This window comes from Microlunatus elymi, assembly GCF_007362775.1.
In the GTDB taxonomy this organism is placed as follows: Bacteria; Actinomycetota; Actinomycetes; order Propionibacteriales; family Propionibacteriaceae; genus Microlunatus; species Microlunatus elymi.
Genome location: NZ_CP041692.1, coordinates 4,409,872 through 4,429,748, shown reverse-complemented (window position 1 = coordinate 4,429,748; position 19,877 = coordinate 4,409,872). Strand labels below are relative to the sequence as shown.

Below are 19,877 nucleotides of genomic sequence, written 5' to 3'. Positions count from 1 at the left end.
CGAGGCGAAACTCGGCGCGGATTCAGCCTCACTCCGGGACGCGGCGGTACGCGCCGTCGGAGGCGGCGGTCGCCATCAACGCGTACGCCTTGAGCGCCCGGGAGACGACCCGGTCCCGATTCTGCGGGGTGTACGGGCGTTCCCGCTTCTCCTCGGCGATCCGGCGATCGGCCAGCACGTCCTCGCCGACCAGCAGTTCGATCTTGCGCTGCGGGATGTCGATGGCGATCTTGTCGCCGTCGGTGACCAGGGCGATCAACCCGCCGCCGGCGGCCTCGGGGGAGATGTGCCCGATCGACAGACCGCTGGTGCCGCCGGAGAAGCGGCCGTCGGTGATCAACGCACAGGCCTGGCCGAGTCCGCGGCCCTTCAGGAACGAGGTGGGGTAGAGCATCTCCTGCATGCCCGGCCCGCCCTTGGGGCCCTCGTACCGGATGACCACGACGTGGCCCTCCTTGACCTCGCCGGCCAGGATCCCTTCAACAGCAGCCTCCTGCGACTCGAACACCTTCGCCTCGCCGGTGAAGGTGAGGCAGTTGTCGGGTACGCCGGCGGTCTTCACCACGCAGCCGTCGACGGCGATGTTCCCGAACAGGATGCACAAGCCGCCGTCGGTGGAGTAGGCATGATCAACATCGCGGATGCAACCGTTCGCGGCATCGGTGTCCAGCGACTCCCAGCGATTCTCGGTGGAGAACGGTTCGGTGGTCCGAACGCCGCCCGGTGCTGCGTGGTAGAGCTCCAGCGCACGCTCGGATGCGGTCCCGCTGCGAATGTCCCACTCGGCCAGCCAGCTGTCCAGGCTCGGTGCGTCCACCCTGTGCACCTGGTTGTTGAGCAAGCCGGCCCGGTTGAGTTCGCCCAGGATGGCGGGGATGCCGCCGGCCCGGTGGACGTCCTCCATGTGGTACTTCTGCGTGTTCGGCGCGACCTTGCTCAGGCAGGGCACCCTGCGGGAGACGGCGTCGATGTCGGAGACCGAGAAGTCCAGCTCGGCCTCGCGGGCTGCGGCCAGCAGGTGCAGCACGGTGTTGGTGGAGCCGCCCATCGCGACGTCCAGCGCGAACGCGTTCTCGAACGAGCGCCGATCGGCGATCGAGCGCGGCAGCACACGATCGTCCTCGTCGTCGTAGTAACGCCGAGCAAGATCAACGATCTTGGTGCCCGCGTCGACGAAGAGCTGCCTGCGGGCGGCATGGGTGGCCAGCGTGGATCCGTTGCCGGCAAGGGCAAGCCCGATCGCCTCGGTCAGGCAGTTCATCGAGTTGGCGGTGAACATGCCCGAACAGGATCCGCAGGTCGGGCAGGCCGACTGCTCGATCTGGCTGAGTTCTTGATCACTGACCTTCTCGTCGGCGGAGGCGATCATGGCGTCGATCAGGTCCAGCTTGGGGCGGGCGACTCCATTGCTGGCGATGATCTTGCCCGCTTCCATCGGACCACCGGAGACGAAGATCGTCGGGATGTTCAATCGGAGCGCAGCCAGCAACATGCCGGGGGTGATCTTGTCGCAGTTGGAGATGCACACCAGCGCGTCCGCGCAGTGCGCCTGCACCATGTATTCGACCGCGTCGGCGATCAACTCCCGGCTGGGCAGCGAGTAGAGCATCCCGCCGTGCCCCATCGCGATGCCGTCGTCGACCGCGATGGTGTTGAATTCCTTGGCCACGCCGCCGGCATCGCGTACTGAATCGGCGACCAACTTGCCGAGATTCCTCAGATGTACGTGGCCGGGCACGAACTCGGTGAACGAGTTGGCGACTGCGACGATCGGCTTGCCGAAGTCGCCGTCGGTCATCCCGGTCGCGCGCCAGAGCGCGCGAGCACCGGCCATGTTGCGTCCAGTGGTGGAGGTTGCGGAGCGTAGCGGTCGAGACACGAGGCTCAGTTTGCTCCCGATTGCCCGAAATCTGGGAATCGAGGATCACATTCCGGACGCAAGCCGGACCAACTCATTCATCGTCGAGGGCGTCGGCGACATCCTTCGAGGTGACGGCGCGGCCCAGCCGGATCACCGGGAAGGTCAGCGGCGGGACCGAGGTTTCGTGCAGGACCGAGCCGTCGAGTCGGCGGGTGATCACGGAGAGCCGTTCGGAGTCGGCGTCGCCCTCGATCCAGGTCGCAGCCCAGGAAGCCGGGGCGCCACCGGTGAGCTGGGCGTACGGAAACTCTTCGGTGGCAGGGAACCAGGCCGATTGGTGAGTGTGGCCGGAGATCACCAGCTGGGTACCCCAGGCGACCAACGAGTCGTGCCACAGGTCGCGCCCGGTCCGGCAGTAGTGATCGAATTCGCCGTCGGCGTAGTCCGCGTCGGTGAGGATCGGCTCGTCCAACCAGCGCAACGGCATGTGACAGAAGACGATCCGGTACGGAGCATCGGCGAACCCGGGTTGGCGAATCTGCTCGGCGAGCCAGTCGGCCTGCACCCGGCGGAGTTGTTCGAAAGCGGGCCGGCCCTCGAATGTCGGGTGATCATCGGGCTTGTCCTCGCCGGTGTTCAGGAAGATCGCCGCGATCGGTCCGCTGCGAACCGCGTAATAGGGCCGATCATCCGGCGTTGCGATCACCTCGCGGAGCCGGTAGGCCCACGGTCCGCGGACATCGTGATTGCCGCAGACGAAGGCGAGCGGGCGACCGTCGGTGGCGTCACGTCCACCGGGCGACAAGATCGTCGGTGCAATCTCGTCCGGGTCGTTCCAGTTGTTGCAGACGTCACCGTTCCAGACCCAAAGGTCGGCCTTGGGTGAGGCATCGTCCAACCTGCGTAGGGTTTCCTCGCGCTGGTGAGTGTCGTTCCACACCACGAAGCTTGACTGCGACGCGTCCGGATCCAGCGTCCGCACCCGCTTCCACTCCGACTCGACTCGGCGATCGTCGCGGGCCGCCTCGGTCACCGTACGGATCAGGTACTCGGTGCCCGGCTGCCAGCCGTCGACGCGGACCCGGATGATCCGCGAACCCTGCGGCACGAATCCGTACCGGTCAAGATCAACAACTCGGCGATCGACGGTGCGCTGTGATCTTGGATCGTCAGTCGTCGGCACCCACTCGACCCAACCGCGGGCCGGTGCGGTGACCGACCACACGACCTCGACGCCGTCGGGTCGGGGGCTCATCACCACCGGCGGTGAATCAACCAGTTCCGGCAGGGACAGCGACGTCTCTTCCCGATCATGATCATCCACGTTTCCCGACCCTACCGACCGCGGCCTCGATCGCGTCGGCGATCGGGGTGTCGCCGCCGATCAGGTCCCACTGGCGCCCGATGGTGCCGTCGTTGTCCAACGAGATCGCCAGCACGGTGGCGACATCGGTGCGCGGGATCTCACCGCGGGTGAGGTCCCGGCCGAGCGCAACCAGACCCGTACCAGCTCCGTCGGTCAGCGTTCCCGGCCGGATGATGGTCCAGTCCAGATCACTGATTCGCAAGGCCGCATCGGCATCCCGCTTGGCCTCGACATAGGCCCGCCAGACCGGTTCGGTGTCGGTCGGCAGCGGCTCGTCCACGTTGATCGCGGACACCTGCAGGAAGCGGCGGATGCCGGCCTCCTTGGCACCCTGGATCGACTTCAGCGAACCCTCCAGATCCACTGTCTGCTTGCGTTCCTGGTTGCCGTCGGGGCCGCCGCCGGCAGAGAAGACGACCGCGTCACAGCCGTCGAACGCGGCCGCGAAGTCGCCGGCCTCCTGCCGCTCGATGTCGAGCAGCCGGACCTCAGCGCCCAGTCCTTCCAACTCAGCGCGATAGTCCTCCGACCGGACCAACGCCACGGGCGTGTGGCCGAGGCGAACCAGGATGGGATGCAGTTGGAGGGCCACCTTGCCGTGGCCGCCGACGATCGCGATACGCATGGTCCCGACCCTAATCGCGATCGTCGCTGACGTCTCGACTGTGATCAGCCCAACCGTTGGAGATACTCGGTGGCCAGTGCCTTCGTCTCGGAGACGGAGTGGCCCTGGGCGTAGAGGGTGTACTTCCCATTCGCCAACGAGGAGTACTGCCAGCTGCCGGGTTTCGAGTACTTCCCCTTCGGCCAGAGTTCGACGAAAGCGAGTTCGCCCGTGACTGCGATGCCGGCACCGGACTCGAGTTGCCCGAGCATGCGGACAGTAGGGCGACACAGCCGAGCAGTACTGCCGGGATCAGCCGTCGGTGCACTCGCGGCCTTCCTTCCTGATGGCGCCGCCGGGAGTGCGGCCGAGGCACCCTATCGCGGCCGGGTTCATCGACCCGCGCCTACGGCGGTTGCCAGAATGGCCGGGTGAACCCTGCCGAGTCGAGCACCGCATCAGTGCCGGCAACGCATCGCGAGCAGGTGGTTGCCGGCATCCGCGACTCGTTCTCGGCGGGCCCCGGGATCTTCCCGATCGGGGTGGCGCTCGGGCTGCTGGTGATCCAATCCGGCCTGCCCTGGTGGTACGCGCCGGCGTCCTCGATCGCGGTGTTCGCCGGCTCGTCGGAGCTGGTGCTGGTCGGGCTGGTGTCGGCCGGGCAGTCGCTGGCTCTGATCGCGGCCACCATGCTGGTGATCAACTTCCGGCACGTGTTCTACGCGTTCTCGTTCCCGGTGCAGATCGTCCGTAATCGGCTCGCGCGCGGCTATTCGGTGTACGCGATGATCGACGAGGCGTACGCGGTTCAGGTCGGCCTGCCCGACGGGAAGCGGTCGGCCCGGCGGATGATCTCGATGCAGATCGCCTCCCAGTCCTACTGGGTCGGCGGCGCGTTGATCGGGGTGCTGATCGGTTCGGCGTTGCCGGCGCCGATCAAGGGCCTCGAATTCGCTTTGGTGGCGTTGTTCGCGGTGCTCACCCTGGATGCGGTACGAGGTCGGGGAACCATGCCGTCGTTGCTGCTGGCGGCCGGCTCGGTCGCCTTCTCGTTGATCGTCGCGCCGCAGCTGGCGATGCTGCTGTCGTTGGTGATCTTCGTCCTGCTGTTGACCGTACGGTTCCGCGTGGTTCGCTACGCAGGCAGGGATCGCCATGCCTGAAACGCTGTATTTGATCTTCGCGCTGGCCATCGGCTTCGCCGTCACGACCTTGTTGCTGCGCGCGCTGCCGTTCGTGCTGTTGCGGCGGTTACGGAAGTCGGCCTTCGTCCGTTCGCTGGCGGTGTGGATGCCGGTCGGGATCTTGTTGATCTTGGTGGTGACGACGTTCCACAGCACGGTCTCGGTGGCGCCGGCCGCGCTTTGGTACGGACTGATGGCGCTGGCGGTCACCATCGCTGTGCATTTGATCCTCGGCCGACGGACCATCCTCAGCGTCGGCGCCGGCACGCTCGTCTTCGTACTGCTGGTCAACCTGCTCTGATCAGCGATCCCGCTTGTTCGGCGATCCTTTGGCGGGCCGCAGTCCGTCCAGCAAGAGATCCAGCAGCCGATCGCTCTGCTCGCGCTGGTCGGCCGAGCCCGCCATCACCATGATCCCGGCCAGCGCGACCGAGATGTCGGTGGCCGCGATGTCGGAGCGCAGCAGGCCGGCCTCGGCTCCCGCGTCGAGGGCGAGCTGAATGGCGTCGCCCAACCGAGCCCGGGTCTGCTCGGCGCTGACCGCACCCGAGGCGATCACCGCACGCAGTGCCTCGGCCATCTCCCGCTTGGTCTCGAAGAAGTCGGCGTAGCGCCCCATCCACTCACGAAGCGCCTGGTCGGCGGGCATGGCCGCGACCAGGCCGGGCATCCGGTCGCACAGCCGTTCCAGTTCGGACCGGTAGACCGCCTCGACCAACGCCTCGCGGGTGGGGAAGTGGCGGTAGAGCGTGCCGATGCCGACACCGGCGTCGCGGGCGATCGACTCGAGCGCGACCTTGCCGGTGCCCGCGGTGAACGCCGCGGTGGCGACGTCGATCAGCCGCTCGCGGTTGCGTTGGGCGTCGGTGCGCCGGACCGGCGCGTCGGTTCGCTGTGCAGCCGGGTCGGCGGGTCGAGATCGGGCAGACAAAGCGGAGGATCCTCCGGTTAGTGTTTGGGCTGGATCGAAGCGGAGGGTCCTCCGGCTCAGTTCCTTCATCCTATGGGGGTTTCATCATGTCAACCTCAACGGCGCTGTCCGGATCGCTGGCCGGACGTTCGGTTTCCCGGATCGGGTTCGGCGCCATGCAACTCGCTGGATCGAGCGTCGACCACGACGACGCCGTCAACGTGCTACGGCGGGCGGTCGAGCTCGGCGTCAATCACCTCGACACCGCCGACTTCTACGGCGACGGCGTCACCAATCGGCTGATCCGGGACGCATTCGATCCGTACCCCGGCGATCTTGTCCTGGTGTCCAAGCTGGGCGCGCTGCATCAACCGGATGGGAGCCTGGTCCCGGCCCAACGACCGGAGGAGTTGCGGGCCGGCGTCGAGGACAACCTGCGCCACCTCGGCGTCGAGCAGGTCCACGTGATCAACTTGCGACGCGCCGACCTGCAGCCCGGCATCATCGCGACTGGTGACCAACGAGTTGATCTTGATGACCAGTTGGCCGAGCTGATCACGCTGCGCGACGAGGGCAAGATCGGCGCGATCGGGCTCAGCAACGTCAGCGTTGATCAACTGACGGCGGCGCTGCCGGTCGGAATCGCTTGCGTACAAAACTATTTCAGTCTGTTGCGTCGTACTGATCAGCCGGTGCTCGACCTCTGCAGTGAGCACGGGATCGCGTATGTGCCGTACTTTCCGCTCGGCTCTGCCCACTCGGCACTCCCGCGAGTGTCCGTGCACCCGGACGTGATCAAGATCGCAGAGGCGATCGGTGCGACCCCCGCTCAGGTGGGGCTGGCCTGGCTGCTGCGTCATGATCAACAAATCCTGCTGATCCCCGGCACCGGCAAGATCGATCATCTGGAGCAGAATGTCGCCGCAGCCGAGATCGACCTCGACCCGGAGGCAATGATGATTTTGGACCGCACAGAGGCGTCTGCGGCCGAGATTGCCGCCGAGGAGACCTTGTTCGCGGCCCGCGGTCGGTCGACCGGCCAGTAGAGTCGCCCGCACGTCCGGGTGGACTGGCGCCGCGGACGTGTCCGCGTCGGCTCGTATTGGGAGGTCATCGCGATGACGGTTCGCGTGTTCCGCAACGCCCGGATCTACACCGGCGACCCGTCCCGGCCGGTGGCCACCGCGCTCGCGGTCGAGGGGGAGCGGCTGGTCGGCGTCGGCGACGAGGCCGCGGTCCGCGAATCGGTCGGCGACGCGGTCGAGCTGATCGATCTGGACGGTGCCTGCGTGCTGCCCGGTCTGGACGACGCCCACATCCACACTGCGAGCCTGGCGCGCGATCTGAGCGCGGTCGATCTGCGCGGTGCCGCCAGCCTGCGCGAGGCGCTGGATCGGATCGTCGCCTTCCTGCCGCGACTGCCGGACGGCGTCTGGTTGTCGGGTGGCAGTTGGGACTTCAACCGGTGGGATGTGCCGGTTCAACCGGATCGGCGTGCGCTCGACTCGGTGTGCCCCGATCGTCCGGCCGTGCTGAGCAGCATCGACGGCCACACCCTGTGGCTGAACACGGCAGCGTTGCGCGCCGCCGGGATCGACGCGAGGACCCCGGATCCGGTCGGCGGCGAGATCGTCCGGGACGAGACCGGGGAACCGACCGGGATTCTGCGGGAGGCCGGCCGGCTTGGCCTGGGCGAATTGGCCAACGCGTCCGATCCGCGTGATCTGACCGAGTTGTTGGCCGATGCCCAGCAGTTGCTGCTCGGGGTCGGATTGACCAGCGTGCACGACATCGACGGCGAGGATGCCCGCGCGGCCTATCTTCGGTTGCGCGATGCCGGACGGCTCGCAATCCGTGTGCACAAAGCGATTCCGGTGACTGCGTTGGAGCTGGCGATCGAGCAGGGCCGCCGCACCGGCGACGGTGACGACTGGGTCCGAACCGGGCCGGTCAAGATCTTCAGCGACGGCGCGCTCGGCTCGCACACCTGTCATCTCACCGATCCGTTCCCGGATGGCAGCCACGGTATCGAGGTCACCCCGTACGAGGAGCTGCTGCGGTTGGTCCGGTTGGCCAACGGTGCCGGCATCGCGGTCGCCACTCATGCGATCGGTGATCGCGCGGCCCATCTCGTCCTCGATGCCTATGCCGACGTCGCCGGTGAGCACCGGCTGCGGAATCGGGTCGAGCACGCCCAGCATCTGCAACCGGCCGACATCACTCGGATGGCCGGACTCGGTGTGATCGCGTCGATGCAGCCGACCCATTGCACCAGCGACATCGATCTGGTCGATCGGCTGCTGGGGGATCGGCCGATCGTGTCCTACGCGTGGCGCAGCGTGCTGGATGCCCAAGCAGGCTTGGCGTTCGGCTCCGACGCGCCGGTCGAGGACCCCAACCCGTTCCTCGGCATCTACGCCGCCGTGACGCGTTGCCGGCCGGACGGGACCCCGCGGGGTGGATGGCAGCCCGAGCGGCGGATCAGCGTGGCCGAGGCGACCAACGCCTTCACTCTGGGCGCCGCGTACGCGGCCGGCGAGGAGCGGGACAAGGGCGCCTTGACCGTCGGTCGGCTCGCCGACTTCATCGCGATCGACACCGACCCGTACCAATGTGCCGCCGAACAGTTACCCGGTACGAAGGTCATCACCACGGTGGTCGGAGGTGAGATCCGCTGGTCCCACTGACCCGACCCCGAACGCCGCGCTCGGATCACGAGAGCGGAGGAGTGTCGGTGGCGGCTGCTTGGATTCCGTTACGGGCAAGGGTTTGGTGACGGCGTCGAGGGGGACATCGGCATGACAATGACAACAACGTTCGGGACAACAACGAACGGGACAACGGCGGCCGAGGCGGGTCCGGCGGAGCGGTTGACGCCGACACAGTTGGATGCGTTGTCGGCACAGATCTGCGCTCGGGCTGCGCAGGAGGCGCAGGCTTCGTTTCGATTGATCGAGTTGATCGGTCGGTTCGATGCCGGTGGCGGTCTGGGGATCCTCAGTGGCGTGAAGTCGGTGGCGCACTGGGTAGCGTTCACCTGTTCGATGTCGCCCGGCGTGGCGCGCGAGCATGTTCGGGTCGCGCGAGCGCTGCGTCAGATGCCGACGCTGGGAGCCGCGTTCGAGGTCGGCGCCGAACAACTCGCCGCTGCAGGCGCGACTGCTCCGGACGTTCCCGCGGGAACGTCGGGAACTCCCGGCCAGGCAGGATTTCCGGCATCGGCGATGCCGGCTCAGGTGTGCACCATCCGCGGGATCGGCGCGATCGAGCCGGCCACCGCAGAACGTCTGACCTGCACTGCCAACGTTCTGGGCATCATCCTGGACCGACACGGCACCCCGCTCGCACTCGGCCGCTCTCGCCGCCTGGTCTCCAAGCCCCAACGCCGAGCACTGATGATCCGCGACCGAGCCAGCTGCCAATTCCCGGGCTGCCATCAGCGTCGGCACCTGGAAGCCCACCACATCATCAGCTGGGCCCGCGGCGGCAAGACCGACCTGGCGAACCTGATCCTGCTCTGCCGATTCCACCACACCACCTGCCACGAAGGCGGAATCACCATCAGCGACCGAACCAGCAGCAGAGAATCCGGCCAGATCGGCGAAGAATCCGCCGACCATTGGCAATTCACCATGCCCGACGGCGAACCCGTCCTCACCACCGGCTGGCGCGCCCGCACCGCCGAGCGGCTACTGCGCGAGCTGACCCGCGAGCAACCCGCCAACGTCGATCACGTCACCCACCTCGGCGATCCCGAAGCCAAGGTCATCTGGCCGAAACAGTACGGCGAACGCTTCGACCTCAACAACTGTGTCCAAGCCCTCTTCAACATCCAACTCGACCACGAACAGCAGGCCGCCTAGCCAGGGGCACGTGTTCGGTCTTTGCTCATCCGGTCGCGCTGTCAGTGGTCGCGGTCAGACTGGTCTTCGTGGCTGAACGTCCCGAGGTCCCCGCTGCTCTGCTGCGCCGGATCCGTACCGTGATCGACAGGTTTCCCGAGTGCATCGAGCAGGATGCCTGGATCGGCGTCTGCTGGCGGATTCGTCAGCAGACGGTCGCGCACGTGTTCGGCGGCGAGGATCAGCTTTTCCGGATCACCTTTCGGGCCGAGCCGGACGAGGTCGCCGCCTTCGAGCATCTCGGGCCGCCGTACTTCAAGACCGACTGGGGCAGCAACGTGGTCGGTCTGGTGCTGGACCGGGAGACGGACTGGCGTGAGTTGCGCGAGCTGCTCACCGACTCCTACTGCATCCAGGCGCCGATGAAGCTCGCCGGCCGGCTACGTCGGCCCAGCTGACCCGCGAAGATCAACTTCGTGGTGTCGGCGGTTCCTCGTCGACCACCTCGCCGTGGGCGAGCCGGGAGTGCCGGTAGCTGTAGAAGATGTAGATCAGCGCGCCGATGATGAACCAGATCACGAAGCGTAGCCAGGTGATCGGCTGCAGCTTGGTGACCAGCCAGATCGAGAAGATGATGCCCAGGATCGGCGTCACCGGCATGAACGGCAGGCGGAACGTCCGCGGCACCTCCGGTCGCCGGTACCGCAACACGATCACCGAGACCGACACCACCACGAACGCCAGCAGGATGCCGATGTTGGTGAGTTCGGCCGCGCTGCCGATCGGCACGAATCCGCCGATGCCGGCGGCCACGATGCCGACGATCCACACCGGCCGGTCCGGTGATCGCTTGGCGTTGGTGTGACTGAACCACCGTGGCAACAGCCCGTCCCGACTCATCGCGAACCAGACCCGGGACGCCCCCAGCGTGAACGAGAACAGCACGGTGAAGATGCCGATGATCGCGCCGACGGCGACCACCTTGGCGAACACGGGCTGGCCGACCGCCTCGAACGCGAACGCGAAGGCCGCCGAGTCCGAAAGGTCGGTGTACTTCTGGATGCCGGTCAGCACGGTAGCCGCCAGCAGGTACAGCACCATGGCGATGGCGAGCGACAGCATCACCGCCTTGGGCAGATTCCGCTCCGCACTCTTGGACTCCTCCGCCGCCGTACTCATCGCGTCGTAACCGAACACGGCGAAGAACACCGTGGCCGCTCCGGTGACCGCGCCGCCGAAGCCGTACGGGAAGTAGGGCGTCAGATTCGAGGGCTTGATGTAGAAGGCGCCGACGATGATCACCGCCAGCACGATCGCGATCTTGATGAACACCAGCCAGAACTCGGTCCGTGCACCGGACTTGATGCCGCGGTTGAGCAGCGCGGCGACTCCGATGCACAGGATCACCGCGAACAGGTCGATCCGATGCCCCGGCCCGGTGCCCGGAGCGCCGAGCATCCAGGCCGGCAGATCCACACCGAAACTGGTGAACAGGTAGCCGACGTACTGCGAAACACCGATCGCCACCACCGCCACGATCGCGGTGTACTCCAGCAGCAGGTCCCAGCCGATGAACCAGCCGACGGCCTCACCCAGCGTCGCGTAGCCGTAGGTGTAGGCCGACCCCGAGCGCGGGATCATGCCGCCGAATTCTGCGTACGAGAACGCCGCGCAGGCGCTGGCGATGCCGGCGATGACGAAGGAGATGGTCACCGCGGGACCGGCGTCGTTCTTGGCCACGGTGCCGGCCAAGGCGAAGATGCCGGCGCCTATGATGGCTCCCAGCCCGATCGCGGTCAACTGCCAGAGGCCGATCGATCTTTCCAGCCCGGTCTCGAAGTGCGCCGGGCCGATCGGCTTCTTCCGTAGTGGCCCGCGGGTGACGATCTTGGCTCCAGGATCCGATGACCGCTCCGTCATGGGACCGTCCTTTCAACCGGTGACCTCCTGCACGTTTGCACTTACCCGGGCGGGCGTCAAGTGATCATGATCTTCGTCGGACGGGACGTGGCAGGGTGGAGGCATGCCGAATCGTCTCGCGGACGCAACCTCGCCGTATCTGCAGCAGCACAAGGACAACCCGGTCGACTGGTGGCCGTGGAGCGAGGATGCCTTTGCCGAGGCGCGCCGGCGAGGCGTGCCGATCCTGCTGTCGGTGGGCTACGCCGCCTGCCACTGGTGCCACGTGATGGCGCACGAGTCGTTCGAGGACGAGCAGGTCGCGTCCAAGATCAACAACGCGTTCGTGCCGATCAAGGTCGACCGGGAGGAACGCCCGGACGTCGACGCCGTCTACATGCAAGCCACCCAGGCGATGACCGGGCAGGGCGGCTGGCCGATGACCGTCTTTCTCACCCCGGCCGGCGATCCGATCCATGCCGGCACCTACTTCCCGCCGCTGCCGATGCACGGGCTGCCGTCCTTCGGTCAGGTGTTGGACGCGGTCAGCGGGGCCTGGCATGACCGGCGGGAGGAGATCAGCAGCGGGGCGGCCGACATCAGCCGGCGACTGGCCGAGGCCGGATCCGGCGACATCGGCGGTTCGCTCACCCAAGATGATGTTGGTCGTGCGGTGCAAGCGCTGGCGGCCGACTTCGATCAGGATCATGCCGGTTTCGGTGCGGCGCCGAAGTTTCCGCCGTCGATGGTGATCGAGGCGCTGTTGCGGTTTGCCGAGAGCTGGCCGGACCGCTCGGTACGAGATCAGGCCCGCGACCTGGCAGTCGCGACGCTGCAGGCGATGGCCTCCGGCGGAATCCATGATCAACTGGCCGGCGGGTTCGCGCGCTACAGCGTGGACTCCGGTTGGGTGGTGCCGCACTTCGAGAAAATGCTGTACGACAACGGATTGCTGCTGGCTGCCTACCTGCATGGCTGGCGGCTGACCGGCGATGCCGGGCTGCGCAGGGTGGCGATCGAGATCGTCGAATGGTTGCTGGAGGAGATGATCACCGAGCAGGGCGCATTTGCGGCCAGCCTGGACGCCGACTCGCGCGGGCCCGACGGACAGCTCACCGAGGGGGCGTTCTACCTCTGGAATCGTGATCAGCTGCACGCTGCGCTCGGCGTCGAGTCCGAGGTCGAGTGGGTGGAGGACCACTGTGGGGTGGCCGAGTACGGCCCCGCGGACGACGGCTTCTCAACCCTGCAACTGAAGGGTGTCACCGAGGAAGATCAACCGCATTGGCAGTCGCTGCGAACACGGCTGGCCCAGGCGCGTTCGGCCAGGCCGAGGCCTGGCCGCGACGACAAGATCATCGTGGCCTGGAATGCGTTGGTGATCGACGCCCTCGCCGAAGCGGGCGCTCTGCTGCAGCGGCCGGAGTGGACCCGGGCCGCGGTCCGCGCGGCGACCACGATCTGGCAGTTGCACCGGGTCGACGGTCGGCTGGTTCGCAGTTCCCGCAACGGCAAGCGCGGCTCTGCGCAGGGCGGTGCCGACGACCATGCCCTACTGGCGTTGTCCTTCGTACGCCTGGCCGAGGTGACCGGCGACCCTGTCTGGGCCGACCGCGCCCGTCAGTTGCTCGCCGTCCTCGACGATCATTTCAGCGCTCCCGACGGTGGCTTCTACGACACCGCCGACGACGCCGAGACCTTGATCAACCGGCCGAAGGATCCGACCGACAACGCCGCGCCGTCCGGGCTCAGCGCCGCCGTGCACGCGCTGCGCCGGCTGGCCACGTACACCGGTGAAGTTGATCTTGCCCGCCGGGCCGACCGGGCGTCCGACTCGGCGGCCAAGTTGATCACCGCAGCGCCGCGATTCGCCGGCTGGCTGCTCGCCGACGCGGTCAGCCGCCTCAGCGACGCCGCTGTGGAGGTGGCGATTGTCGGCGATCCGGCCGATCCGCGAGTCGAGGAGTTCGCCGACCTGGCTCGACGTCGTGCAGCCGCCGGATCGGTGATCGTCACCGGACCGCCGGACACCCCGAACGTGCCGCTGCTGTCCGACCGGACCATGATCGACAACCGTCCGACCGGCTACGTCTGCCGCAGTTTCGTCTGCCGCTTTCCGGTGACGGACCTCGACGATCTCGCCGCACAACTCGCCGACCTGTCAGCGTGAGGAAGCGCTATAGCGCGTTGTGACGCGTGCCTTGTCGGGAGGGCGGGGCTCAGGCGCCGATCAGTCGGTTGGCGAAGGTCGACATGGTGTAGGCGCCGATGCCGTAGACGACCTCCAGGGCGTTCTGCTCGGTGTAGCCCGCGTCCAGGAAGGCGGTCAGGTCGGAGTCCTCGACGGCGCCGGTGCGGTCCATCAATCGGTGGGTGAAGACCCGGATCGCGTCGAGTTGTTGATCTTGGAGCGCCTGGTCGTGACGTAGTGGGTCGACCAACTCGGCGGCGCCGAGTCGGCGCAGGGCCGCGGCGTGCAGGCCGACGCAGGTGTGGCAGCCGTTGCGGACCGCCACGGTCATGATCATCACCTCCCGGGCGATCGGCGGCAGGGTCGTTCGGTCGAAGGCGTGGGTTGCTTCCAGGAACCCGTTCAGCAGTTCCGGTGAGGTCGCCATCTTCGCGATCGGCACCGGGATCGCGCCGAACTCACGCTCCATCGCGATCATCGAGGATCGAGACTCCTCAGGTGCGCTGTCGAGGCTGTGGACTGGGAAAGGCATCGCTGGGTCTCCGCTCAAGAAAGACAACGTGGTTGACGAATATGAGAGCAAGCTACAGTCAACCTGGTTGACTTTCAAGAGCTTTCAGCGAGGACGGAAGGATCGCGATGGACAGGCCGGGTTACGAACTGCCGATGCTGCTGTTCGGCGCGTTCCGGGAACTGATCGACGAGACCCATCGCCGCCTCGATGAGGCCGGCCATCACGATCACCGGGCGGTGCACGGATTCGTGATGCAGGCGGTCGGCGCGGGCGCGACGGTGAGCGACGTCGGCCGCACGTTGGGGGTGTCGAAGCAGGCGGCGGCCAAGTCGGTCGATCGGCTGGTCGGCATGGGCTATCTGAGCGTGACCGCCGACCCCGCCGACGCCCGGCGGAAGATCATCAAGCCGACGGCGCGCGGGCGGGACATGCTGATCCAGAGCGCTCGCATCTTCGACGAGATCCAGGCCGAGTGGGCGGTGAGGATCGGCCGCCGCCGGATGAGGCAACTTCAGGACGACCTGGCCGAACTGGCTGGCAGCAGCGCGCTGCGGCTGGACGGGATCGGCGGGCTGGTCTGACCGTCAGGTCGCCGAGTAGCTGACCAGGGAGATGGCGATGTAGTGGCTGATGAAGGCGCCGATGGTGCAGGAGTGGAAGACCTCATGGAAGCCGAACCAGCGCGGCCACGGATCCGGCCGGCGCAGCGCGTAGACCAGCGCACCGGCCACGTACAGGCCGCCGCCGATCAAGATCAACGTCAACACGGCCGGACCGCCTGCTGACCCGAATTGCGGCAGCCAGCCGATCGCAGCACAGCCGGTGACCACGTACAGCGCGGTGTAGAGCCACCGCGGCGCGCTCAGCCAGAACGTACGGAACAGCAGCCCGAGCACCGCCGCGCTCCAGATCACCAACAGCAACACGGTGCTCGATCGCCGGTCCAGCAACAGCAGTGCGAACGGTGTGTACGAGGCGGCGATGAAGATGTAGATGTTGGAGTGGTCGAGCCGGCGCAGGATGCCGAAACTGACCACGCCCCAACTGAATCGGTGGAACAGCGCGCTGGTGCCGAAGAGCAGCACCGCGGCGGCCAGGAACACACCTCCGCCGACCTTGCCCGCGGTGGTCGGTGACAGGCAGATCAGGACGATGCCGGCGGCGACGGCGAGCGGGGTGATGGCCGCGTGCAACCAGCCCCGCAGCCGCGGCTTGACCAGCTCGACGCCCAGCGGCGGGAGCTGCCGCGCATCGGCGGAGGCGCGCGAGCGGACCACCTGCGGTTCGTGACTGGTGGCCATCGGGCCCTCCTTCTTTCTCAACACGAGCGACCGGTTCTCAGCACGAGCGATCGCCAGGTGCGAGGACTTCACCGTAACCGGGACTTCACCGTACGTGGTGAGGCAAGCGCGCCGAAAGACGTCGGGCGGCGTAGTCTGCGGTGCGTGTCACGAGTGGAGCAGCTGCGCGAGGTCGTCGACCGCCTGCGTCCGTCGAGCTGGCTCTACTCCACCTACGAACACCGGCTGATCGCCGAACTGGACCATGATCAACTTCCGCAGCACGTGGCGGTGCTCGCCGACGGCAACCGGCGCTGGGCCAGGGCGAACGCGCCAGGCCAACCGCTGGCGGTCGGCTACCGTGCCGGCGCTGACAAGCTGAAGGAGTTCGTTGCCTGGTGTGACGAGGTCAAGATCCCGATCGTCACCCTGTGGGTGCTCTCCACCGAGAATTTCTCCCGCGATCGGGAGGAACTCGGCCCGTTGTTGCAGGTGATCGAGCAGCTCGTCACCGACCTGGCCAAGTCCCGGCACTGGCGGGTGCATCCGGTCGGCGCGCTGGATCTGATCCCGGCCGAGTCGGCCGAGGTGTTCCGCCGCGCCGAGGCCGACACCCGCGACGTCGACGGGATGATGATCAACATCGCCGTCTCGTACGGCGGCCGGCACGAGCTGCGCGACGCCTTCCGCTCGCTGCTGGCCCAGAAGGCCAAAGAGGGGATGACGATCGGCGAGCTGGCCGAGACCCTGGAGATCGACAACATCGCCGATCACCTCTACACCGCGGGTCAACCCGACCCGGACCTGATCATCCGGACCTCGGGCGAGCAACGGTTGTCCGGCTTCCTGATGTGGCAGTCGGCGCACAGCGAGTTCTACTTCTGCGAAGCCCTCTGGCCGGACTTCCGCAAGGTCGACTTCATCCGCGCGCTGCGCGCCTACAACCAACGCGAACGCCGGTTCGGCAAGTAGCCGGCGTGCGTACCCAACTGCGCGCGGTCGGTCTGGTGGTCGCGTTCATCACCGGCGCGTTCATCGCGATCCAGTCGCGGATCAACGGCGCGCTCGGCACCGAACTGCACAACGGCATCGCGGCGGCGCTGATCAGCTTTCTCACCGGGCTGCTGGTCTTGATCATCATCCTCGCCTGCAACCGGAGGACCCGCGGCCGGCTTTCGGCCGTACGAGCGGCGGTGGCCGATCGCCGGCTGGTCTGGTGGCAGCTGATGGGCGGCGTCTCCGGCGCCTTCCTGGTCACCGCGCAGGGGCTGGCGGTGACCGCGATCGGAGTGGCCACCTTCACCGTCGCGGTGGTCGGTGGACAGTTGATCAGCAGCCTGTGGGTCGACCGGATCGGTCTCGGGCCGGCCGGCAAGGCGCCGATCACCGTCGGCCGCGCCCTCGGCGCCGGGATCGCTTTGCTGGCGGTGGTGATCGCGAGTGCAGGCGGTCTCGGTCACGCCGGACCCCAGGCGTACGTGCTGGCGCTGTTGCCGGCGATCGCCGGCTTCGGGATGGCCTGGCAGCAGGCGATCAACGGCCGGGTCGGCGTGGTCGGCGGACCGATCGTCGCGGCGTCGATCAACTTCGGTGTCGGCACCGTTGCGCTGATCATCGCCACCGCGGTCAGCGTCCTGATCCAGGGCCGGCCGGCGGCGCTGCCGAGCAATCCGTGGCTCTACCTCGGCGGTCTGTTCGGGGTGGTGTTCATCGCCGCCGCCGCGGTCGTCGTGCGCTGGGTCGGCGTGCTGCTGCTCGGCCTGACCGCGATCGCCGGACAGCTGATCGGCTCGGTGCTGGTCGAGTTGGTGGTCCCGACCGGGGCGGGGCTGACCACCCTCGACCTGGTCGGCTGCGCCCTCACCCTGGTCGGTGTCGCCGTCGCCGCCCTCGTACGCCGCTGATTCAGCCGAGTTGTCAGTCGCTGCTGTGGCTACAGCCAAACCACCGACTGACAACTCGGGAGAGAGGGCGACACGCCCGCCGCTTGCGCTGAGCTGGGCCGAAGGCGGATTAGCGTGGGTGGCGCGAGGCATGGGGAAGTGCCTCGTCGGGGAGGCAGTTGATGCTTCGAGCGCCAGCATGTCAACGGACAGCCGGCTCAACGACGAACTGGTGTCCACCCCGGCCGACCACGTGAACCGTGGGGCCGGGTGACGGTGTCGCGCGGCCCCCAGTGAGGACCGATCGTGCAAGCAGCAACGTCCGCTCAGCAACGCACCTACGTCATCGACACGTCCGTCCTGTTGAGCGATCCTCATGCACTCCGTCGCTTCGCCGAACACGACATCGTGTTGCCGGTCGTGGTGATCACCGAACTGGAAGCCAAACGGCACCACGCCGAGCTGGGCTACTTCGCCCGCGAGGCCCTGCGCTGCCTGGACGATCTGCGGATCCAGTACGGGCGATTGGACGCGCCGGTGCCGGTGAATGATCAGGGCGGAACCATCCACGTCGAGCTCAACCACACCGATCCGACGGCGCTGCCGGCAGGTTTCCGGCTCGGCGACAACGACTCCCGGATCCTGGCCGTCGCACTGAACTACTCCCGTGAGGGCCGGGACGTGGTGCTGGTCAGCAAGGATCTGCCGATGCGGGTCAAGGCTTCGGCGGTGGGCTTGGCCGCCGAGGAGTATCGCGCTGAGCTGTCACCGGACTCGGGCTGGACCGGGATGGCCGAGCTCGCGGTGACCGGTGATGATCTTGATCGGCTGTACGAGCACGGTCGAGTTGATCTTGATCAGGCGCGCGATCTTCCTTGCCACACAGGCGTTGTGCTCAGCACCGGTACGGCGACCGGGCTCGGCCGGGTGACACCGGACAAGGACGTGAAGTTGATCAACACCGACCGGGACGCGTTCGGCATCCACGGCCGGTCGGCCGAGCAGCGGGTGGCGCTCGACCTGCTGCTGGATCCGAGCGTCGGCATCATCTCGATGGGCGGCCGGGCCGGCACGGGCAAGTCGGCGCTGGCCCTGTGCGCCGGACTGGAAGCCGTCCTGGAACGCCAGCAGCACTCCAAGGTGATCGTCTTCCGGCCGCTCTACGCGGTCGGCGGTCAGGAGCTCGGCTACCTGCCCGGCACCGAGGGGGAGAAGATGGGCCCCTGGGCCCAGGCGGTCTTCGACACCCTGGGCGCGGTCACCTCCAAGGTGGTCATCGACGAGGTGATGGAACGCGGACTGCTGGAGGTGCTGCCACTGACCCACATCCGCGGCCGGTCGCTGCACGACGCGTTCGTGATCGTGGACGAGGCGCAGTCCCTGGAACGCAACGTGCTGCTGACCGTGCTGTCGCGGATCGGGCAGAACTCGCGGGTGGTGCTCACCCACGACATCGCCCAGCGGGACAACCTGCGGGTCGGCCGGCACGACGGTGTGGTCGCGGTGGTGGAGAAGCTGAAGGGCCATCCGCTGTTCGCCCACGTCACCCTGCATCGCTCCGAACGGTCGCCGATCGCCGCTCTGGTCACCGACCTGCTGGAGGATCTGCCCCGCTGACCGGCTGCCGTTCCTGCTGCGATGCCCAGCCGGGTGCGGCGGTCAGTAGGGTTCCGGTCATGAGTCAGGATCCGTCAACTGCGCGCAATCTGAGGGTCGGCCACAGTGAGCGGGATGCCGTCGCGGCGATCCTCCAAGCCGCGGCGGCTGACGGTCGACTGAGCATGGAGGAGTTGGACGAACGTCTGGACGCGGCGCTGAACGCCAAGACGTACGGGGATCTGGAGCCGTTGACCGCGGACCTGGGCGCCGGTGGCGAGCTGCCATCGCGACAGCCCGCCGGCCCCCGACTGCCGTCGCGATCCGTTCAGGGACCGCCTCCGCCGGGCTACTCCCGGGAGGATCCGCTGAGCCTGGACGGCGGCTTGAGCAGCGAGAAGCGGGTCGGGGTCTGGACCGTGCCGCCGTTCATCCGGATCAACCAGGGCATGGGGTCGGTCAAACTCAACTGCCTGCAGGCCATCCCGGCCGCACAACTGATCGAGATCGAGATGATCGGCGGCACCGGCTCGGTGGTGATGATCTTGCCGGACGGCTGGGCAGTTGATCATGATCGATTGTCCAAGTCCTGGGGCTCGAAGACGATCAAGGTGCCCCGTGAACCGGCCCCCGGCAAACCGCTGCTGGTGGTGTACGGCGGACTCGGCATGGGCAGCTTCAAGGCACGGCCGGCCAGCCGGTCCGAACTGCGCAAGCTCGGCCGCTGACCGTAGGCGGAGATTCGCC

General features: G+C 67.3%; 20 protein-coding genes. 12 read left to right on the top strand and 8 right to left on the bottom strand.

Annotated features, from left to right (window positions below):
• Nucleotides 1-28 precede the first annotated feature (28 nt).
• The 4 genes from ilvD to FOE78_RS20095 all read right to left on the bottom strand — a co-directional run bounded on the left by ilvD (nt 29) and on the right by FOE78_RS20095 (nt 4,103).
• Nucleotides 29-1,834 (bottom strand): dihydroxy-acid dehydratase, encoded by a 1,806-nt coding sequence (ilvD, locus tag FOE78_RS20110; RefSeq protein WP_143987857.1) that lies wholly within the window; start codon nt 1,832-1,834, stop codon nt 29-31.
• A gap of 118 nt (nt 1,835-1,952) precedes the next feature.
• Nucleotides 1,953-3,185, bottom strand: a complete 1,233-nt coding sequence (locus FOE78_RS20105) for a metallophosphoesterase family protein (protein WP_143987856.1) — start codon at nt 3,183-3,185, stop codon at nt 1,953-1,955.
• Nucleotides 3,178-3,852: an SDR family oxidoreductase gene (locus FOE78_RS20100; protein ID WP_143987855.1), complete on the bottom strand. Its 675-nt coding sequence runs from the start codon at nt 3,850-3,852 to the stop codon at nt 3,178-3,180. Before FOE78_RS20100 ends, FOE78_RS20105 begins: the two co-directional genes overlap by 8 nt.
• A 44-nt stretch (nt 3,853-3,896) precedes the next feature.
• Nucleotides 3,897-4,103 (bottom strand): hypothetical protein, encoded by a 207-nt coding sequence (locus FOE78_RS20095; protein ID WP_143987854.1) that lies wholly within the window; start codon nt 4,101-4,103, stop codon nt 3,897-3,899.
• A gap of 159 nt (nt 4,104-4,262) precedes the next feature.
• Here FOE78_RS20095 and FOE78_RS20090 point away from each other — a divergent pair, with 159 nt between their 5' ends.
• Both FOE78_RS20090 and FOE78_RS20085 read left to right on the top strand, forming a co-directional pair.
• Entirely contained in the window at nt 4,263-4,994 is a 732-nt protein-coding gene (locus FOE78_RS20090; protein WP_143987853.1) for an AzlC family ABC transporter permease, read from the top strand.
• Nucleotides 4,987-5,316 (top strand): AzlD domain-containing protein, encoded by a 330-nt coding sequence (locus tag FOE78_RS20085; protein ID WP_143987852.1) that lies wholly within the window; start codon nt 4,987-4,989, stop codon nt 5,314-5,316. Before FOE78_RS20090 ends, FOE78_RS20085 begins: the two co-directional genes overlap by 8 nt.
• Here FOE78_RS20085 and FOE78_RS20080 read toward each other — a convergent pair whose 3' ends face one another.
• Nucleotides 5,317-5,946: a TetR/AcrR family transcriptional regulator gene (locus FOE78_RS20080; protein ID WP_228265911.1), complete on the bottom strand. Its 630-nt coding sequence runs from the start codon at nt 5,944-5,946 to the stop codon at nt 5,317-5,319.
• An 86-nt stretch (nt 5,947-6,032) separates the two neighbouring features.
• On the opposite strand from FOE78_RS20080, the gene FOE78_RS20075 reads away from it, so the two are divergent.
• From FOE78_RS20075 to FOE78_RS20060, 4 genes are all read left to right on the top strand, one after another.
• Nucleotides 6,033-6,971: an aldo/keto reductase gene (locus FOE78_RS20075; protein WP_143987850.1), complete on the top strand. Its 939-nt coding sequence runs from the start codon at nt 6,033-6,035 to the stop codon at nt 6,969-6,971.
• Nucleotides 6,972-7,043: 72 nt separating this feature from the next.
• Complete coding sequence (locus tag FOE78_RS20070; protein WP_143987849.1) at nt 7,044-8,612, top strand: amidohydrolase; 1,569 nt, start codon at nt 7,044-7,046, stop codon at nt 8,610-8,612.
• A 111-nt stretch (nt 8,613-8,723) separates the two neighbouring features.
• Nucleotides 8,724-9,788 carry an HNH endonuclease gene (locus FOE78_RS20065; protein ID WP_143987848.1) on the top strand — a complete coding sequence of 355 codons (1,065 nt, stop codon included), beginning with the start codon at nt 8,724-8,726 and terminating at the stop codon, nt 9,786-9,788.
• 68 nt (nt 9,789-9,856) lie between these two features.
• Nucleotides 9,857-10,225, top strand: a complete 369-nt coding sequence (locus FOE78_RS20060) for an MmcQ/YjbR family DNA-binding protein (RefSeq protein WP_143987847.1) — start codon at nt 9,857-9,859, stop codon at nt 10,223-10,225.
• 10 nt (nt 10,226-10,235) lie between these two features.
• Here the strand turns inward: FOE78_RS20060 and FOE78_RS20055 are convergent, their stop codons facing one another.
• Complete coding sequence (locus FOE78_RS20055; protein WP_143987846.1) at nt 10,236-11,687, bottom strand: amino acid permease; 1,452 nt, start codon at nt 11,685-11,687, stop codon at nt 10,236-10,238.
• 103 nt (nt 11,688-11,790) lie between these two features.
• Between FOE78_RS20055 and FOE78_RS20050 the strand changes: the two genes are divergently transcribed.
• Entirely contained in the window at nt 11,791-13,836 is a 2,046-nt protein-coding gene (locus tag FOE78_RS20050) for a thioredoxin domain-containing protein (RefSeq protein ID WP_143987845.1), read from the top strand.
• 49 nt (nt 13,837-13,885) lie between these two features.
• On the opposite strand, the gene FOE78_RS20045 is transcribed toward FOE78_RS20050, so the two are convergent.
• Complete coding sequence (locus FOE78_RS20045) at nt 13,886-14,389, bottom strand: carboxymuconolactone decarboxylase family protein (protein ID WP_143987844.1); 504 nt, start codon at nt 14,387-14,389, stop codon at nt 13,886-13,888.
• A 107-nt stretch (nt 14,390-14,496) separates the two neighbouring features.
• On the opposite strand from FOE78_RS20045, the gene FOE78_RS20040 reads away from it, so the two are divergent.
• Complete coding sequence (locus FOE78_RS20040) at nt 14,497-14,952, top strand: MarR family winged helix-turn-helix transcriptional regulator (RefSeq protein WP_143987843.1); 456 nt, start codon at nt 14,497-14,499, stop codon at nt 14,950-14,952.
• Between the two features lie 3 nt (nt 14,953-14,955).
• Here the strand turns inward: FOE78_RS20040 and trhA are convergent, their stop codons facing one another.
• The gene (gene trhA, locus FOE78_RS20035) at nt 14,956-15,672 is read right to left on the bottom strand and encodes a PAQR family membrane homeostasis protein TrhA (RefSeq protein WP_143987842.1); all 717 of its coding nucleotides are present in this window, start codon (nt 15,670-15,672) and stop codon (nt 14,956-14,958) included.
• Between the two features lie 144 nt (nt 15,673-15,816).
• Between trhA and FOE78_RS20030 the strand changes: the two genes are divergently transcribed.
• The 4 genes from FOE78_RS20030 to FOE78_RS20015 all read left to right on the top strand — a co-directional run bounded on the left by FOE78_RS20030 (nt 15,817) and on the right by FOE78_RS20015 (nt 19,858).
• Complete coding sequence (locus FOE78_RS20030; protein ID WP_228265910.1) at nt 15,817-16,623, top strand: isoprenyl transferase; 807 nt, start codon at nt 15,817-15,819, stop codon at nt 16,621-16,623.
• 5 nt (nt 16,624-16,628) lie between these two features.
• Nucleotides 16,629-17,555 carry a DMT family transporter gene (locus FOE78_RS20025; protein WP_143987841.1) on the top strand — a complete coding sequence of 309 codons (927 nt, stop codon included), beginning with the start codon at nt 16,629-16,631 and terminating at the stop codon, nt 17,553-17,555.
• A gap of 285 nt (nt 17,556-17,840) precedes the next feature.
• Nucleotides 17,841-19,151, top strand: a complete 1,311-nt coding sequence (locus FOE78_RS20020) for a PhoH family protein (protein WP_143987840.1) — start codon at nt 17,841-17,843, stop codon at nt 19,149-19,151.
• 59 nt (nt 19,152-19,210) lie between these two features.
• The gene (locus FOE78_RS20015) at nt 19,211-19,858 is read left to right on the top strand and encodes a DUF1707 SHOCT-like domain-containing protein (protein ID WP_143987839.1); all 648 of its coding nucleotides are present in this window, start codon (nt 19,211-19,213) and stop codon (nt 19,856-19,858) included.
• Nucleotides 19,859-19,877 lie beyond the last annotated feature (19 nt).

What these genes read in the sequence shown, in the direction of transcription:
- ilvD (WP_143987857.1), bottom strand. Translation starts at nt 1,834, where the DNA reads ATGGCCGGTGCTCGCGCGCTCTGGCGCGCGACCGGGATGACCGACGGC.
- FOE78_RS20100 (WP_143987855.1), bottom strand. Translation starts at nt 3,852, where the DNA reads ATGCGTATCGCGATCGTCGGCGGCCACGGCAAGGTGGCCCTCCAACTG.
- FOE78_RS20095 (WP_143987854.1), bottom strand. Translation starts at nt 4,103, where the DNA reads ATGCTCGGGCAACTCGAGTCCGGTGCCGGCATCGCAGTCACGGGCGAA.
- FOE78_RS20085 (WP_143987852.1), top strand. Translation starts at nt 4,987, where the DNA reads ATGCCTGAAACGCTGTATTTGATCTTCGCGCTGGCCATCGGCTTCGCC.
- FOE78_RS20075 (WP_143987850.1), top strand. Translation starts at nt 6,033, where the DNA reads ATGTCAACCTCAACGGCGCTGTCCGGATCGCTGGCCGGACGTTCGGTT.
- FOE78_RS20070 (WP_143987849.1), top strand. Translation starts at nt 7,044, where the DNA reads ATGACGGTTCGCGTGTTCCGCAACGCCCGGATCTACACCGGCGACCCG.
- FOE78_RS20065 (WP_143987848.1), top strand. Translation starts at nt 8,724, where the DNA reads ATGACAATGACAACAACGTTCGGGACAACAACGAACGGGACAACGGCG.
- FOE78_RS20055 (WP_143987846.1), bottom strand. Translation starts at nt 11,687, where the DNA reads ATGACGGAGCGGTCATCGGATCCTGGAGCCAAGATCGTCACCCGCGGG.
- FOE78_RS20050 (WP_143987845.1), top strand. Translation starts at nt 11,791, where the DNA reads ATGCCGAATCGTCTCGCGGACGCAACCTCGCCGTATCTGCAGCAGCAC.
- FOE78_RS20045 (WP_143987844.1), bottom strand. Translation starts at nt 14,389, where the DNA reads ATGCCTTTCCCAGTCCACAGCCTCGACAGCGCACCTGAGGAGTCTCGA.
- FOE78_RS20040 (WP_143987843.1), top strand. Translation starts at nt 14,497, where the DNA reads ATGGACAGGCCGGGTTACGAACTGCCGATGCTGCTGTTCGGCGCGTTC.
- trhA (WP_143987842.1), bottom strand. Translation starts at nt 15,672, where the DNA reads ATGGCCACCAGTCACGAACCGCAGGTGGTCCGCTCGCGCGCCTCCGCC.
- FOE78_RS20015 (WP_143987839.1), top strand. Translation starts at nt 19,211, where the DNA reads ATGAGTCAGGATCCGTCAACTGCGCGCAATCTGAGGGTCGGCCACAGT.